This window comes from Frankia sp. CcWB2 (assembly GCF_977927585.1).
This window is the reverse complement of the sequence record NZ_CDWRCM010000311.1, coordinates 1-2,937: the sequence shown is the minus strand read 5'-3', so window position 1 is coordinate 2,937 and position 2,937 is coordinate 1. Positions and strand designations below refer to the sequence as shown.

4 protein-coding genes are annotated in these 2,937 nt (G+C 63.9%); all 4 read left to right on the top strand.

Translation table 11 applies throughout. The annotated features are described in order from the left end of the window. Positions 1–777: 777 nt before the first annotated feature. Positions 778–1,401, top strand: coding sequence for a GPR1/FUN34/YaaH family transporter (locus tag ACY45C_RS20980; RefSeq protein WP_462189270.1), 624 nt, complete (start codon positions 778–780; stop codon positions 1,399–1,401). Between the two features lie 646 nt (positions 1,402–2,047). Further along, positions 2,048–2,425 (top strand): hypothetical protein, encoded by a 378-nt coding sequence (locus tag ACY45C_RS20975; protein WP_462189269.1) that lies wholly within the window; start codon positions 2,048–2,050, stop codon positions 2,423–2,425. Positions 2,426–2,476: 51 nt separating this feature from the next. Further along, positions 2,477–2,686: a helix-turn-helix transcriptional regulator gene (locus tag ACY45C_RS20970; protein WP_462189268.1), complete on the top strand. Its 210-nt coding sequence runs from the start codon at positions 2,477–2,479 to the stop codon at positions 2,684–2,686. Between the two features lie 44 nt (positions 2,687–2,730). Continuing rightward, a partial coding sequence (locus ACY45C_RS20965; RefSeq protein ID WP_462189267.1) for a hypothetical protein occupies positions 2,731–2,937 on the top strand: 207 nt, incomplete at its 3' end.

Genomic DNA, 2,937 nt, shown 5'->3' with positions numbered 1-2,937 from the left:
GCCTGGAAGTCCGCGTGGTCGGAGCCCCGGACAACCGGGTCGGCGCCGGCGAGTTCCGGCAGCGCCCGGTCGATCGCACCGGCGACGGCGGTCTCGACCTGCCTGCTCAGCGACGGCACCTCATGGTTGCTCACGTTCATGTCCTCCTCCACCGATGTCTCATTGTTCCAGGCGTGGTGACGTTCCAGGCGTGGTGACCGGCGCCGGACGCGCAGCCACCGCAGCGCACGGCCACTGCGGCCGGCCGGGCTGCCTTGACCTCCGCTACAAACCGCACCAGCCCGCGGCGGCAGCTCTCCGGGAGTCCTTCCCCCACCCCGATCACGGGGCTACGGACAGGGTGCCACCGCGCCCGCACACGCTGTGCCATACGCCCACCTCCCGGCACCGGTCACACACGTCGGTACCGACAGCACACACCCCGCCCTCCGGGCAGCGCCAACCCCACCCGGCGCCTCCCGACCCGGCCAACGTTCATGGACATCGCGCTGGCGATGACGACCCACGAGTTCGGGTTCGACGAAGTCGAATGCGCCTTCAGGTTGAAGAAAACCAAGGAGGAAGGCATTATCAAACTCCTCGTTCGTTTCGCGTAGCCCGCAGCGTGACACGACGGCAAGTAACGCCAGCAAAACCGGGAGGGCCGAGCACTGCCTCACCGGCGTAGGACGGGGACGGCGTAGTCCCCACGGCACGTCCGGCCCTCCTCTACCGCCCGCACCCGCAGCACATACGGCGGGCCGCCTCGGAAACGGCCCCTTCAGGAGGATGATCCCGATGACCACCAGCACCGACAGCGCCACCGTCGCCACCCACTCACAGCCGTTACCGAACGAGACCGAGACATTACCCGCTCCGCCGCCTCTCAGCCCGCTGCGCGGCAACCCGGGCGTGATCGGTATCCCCACCTTCATCGCCGGTGCCGTCGGCCTCGGGCTGGTCGACACCGGGTGGCTTCCGCCCGCCGCGGGCGGCGCCGCCATACCCGTCATCATGACTGCCACCACCGTCGGTCTCCTGATCTCCGCGATCTGGGCGGCGGCGCTCGGGCAGAACGCCGCGGCCAGCCTGTTCGGGGTGTTCTTCGGGTTCTACGGCAGCTACGCCGCGTTCGTCCTCGGTCTCGGCCACAACTGGTACAATATCCCCGCCGATCAGGTCACCAGGAGCACCGAACTGTGGCTGATCAGCTGGCTGGTCACCATCGTCCTGTTCACCGTGGCCACCCTGCGGTTGCCCAGCAGCTACACCCTGCTGCTCGGGCTCGTCGACGTCGCGCTGGTGTTGCTACTGCTCGGCACCATCTACGCCAACACCGCCCTCACGCACGCCGGCGGCTACGTCGTGTTTGCCTTCATCGCGGTCGCGGTCTACCTGTACCTCGACATCATGGGGACGTAATGAAGTAACAAATACGTGATCGAGAGCATCATCGCAGGTCACAGGCCTGTGGAGGGTTCGAAACGCGCAAGTTATTTCATTTCGACTCCCATGTCCACCGAGACCGGCGGGAAGGGCCTGCCGCTCGGCAAGCCGATCATCTCCGGATAGCATGCCACGCTACGATTGCCATAGATGGCCGAGCTGGCGCGTATTGATGAAAATTTCTTACATCTACCGTCAGATACCGATGATTCCATCCCCGAGCAAATAGCCATAACGCTTTAACACCTTAACGCCAAAGAGAGCAAGGAATCAGAGACAAGGATCAATTTCGCCTAGACGGCCAGGTGGCGCTGGCCACTGGTGGCGCCCGCGGCATCGACGCCGAATCTGCTCGGCTTCTCGCAGCTGCGGGCGCCATCGTGTGGGAACCGACATGGCGGAGTCGTTCTTCCGCGAGAACCCAGGAAAGGTCAACACTACAAGTACATAAGCCGGCTCCTCGGCCCGGGACATCACCACCCAGCGGGATGGAGGGGCGGACATCATCGCTACCCGCCTGACGCGCACCGATACCGATCTGATCATCGAGGTCTGGGATTCCAGCGCAGCCGCACCCATCCGGCAAGACCCGGCTCTCGACGCCGAGGGCGGACGCGGCCTGTTGCTGCTGTCGGCCCTGAGCACCCGATGGGCCTACTACCGACCTTCGACCGGCGGCAAGGTGGTCTGGTGCAGCCTGCCGCTGTTGGCGAGGACCAAGGTTGCAGTCGGGGACGCCGAGCCGTTGCCCTCTCGCCAGAGATCGACCGCACCCACCCTGATCGTCCACGACACGAAGGACACCTTCATCTCTGTGGATGCCTCGCGGGCGGCTGTCGGCCGCTTCCGGGTGGAGCCCAGGCTAGTGGAGATCGAGCGGGCGCAGCACGGATTCGCGGTGCACGACGATCCCGCCTACGCCGATCCCCAGAGCAAGGTGACCCGAAGTGCCCCTACCTACCGTGGCGCACCGGCCGCAGCGGGACTACGGCAACGATGATGCACAATTGATGCATCTGATGCATCCGCGGGACGCGAAGGGATTGAGTTGATGGCTCGGAAGCAAAGCGGTCTAACGGCTAGGCGCCGCGCCATGGGCTATTCTCAAGAGTCATTTGCGCATGAACTGGACGTTGACCGGACCACCGTCGGACGCTGGGAGCGCGGGGATGTCGATGCATGCCGCAGAGAACGGTGCTCCCGCAGAAGGGCTCACACTCGCGCGATCTATGGAAGGCCGCCGACTAAGGAGTCGAAATGAAATAACTTGCGCGTTTCGAACCCTCCACAGGCCTGTGACCTGCGATGATGCTCTCGATCACGTATTTGTTACTTCATTACGTCCCCATAATTGACCATGCCATGTGTATGGCTGATATGGCGTATGTACTGGCCCGGGTGGGTGCATGGTCTGACGCCGAATATTTCGCGCACGAGCTACTTGAAGGGGCGTCGGAGATCTGCCCCCGAGCTTATCCGTCGATCTTCCGTCTAGCGAGTATTGTAAAGGAA

What these genes read in the sequence shown, in the direction of transcription:
- ACY45C_RS20980 (WP_462189270.1), top strand. Translation starts at nt 778, where the DNA reads ATGACCACCAGCACCGACAGCGCCACCGTCGCCACCCACTCACAGCCG.
- ACY45C_RS20970 (WP_462189268.1), top strand. Translation starts at nt 2,477, where the DNA reads ATGGCTCGGAAGCAAAGCGGTCTAACGGCTAGGCGCCGCGCCATGGGC.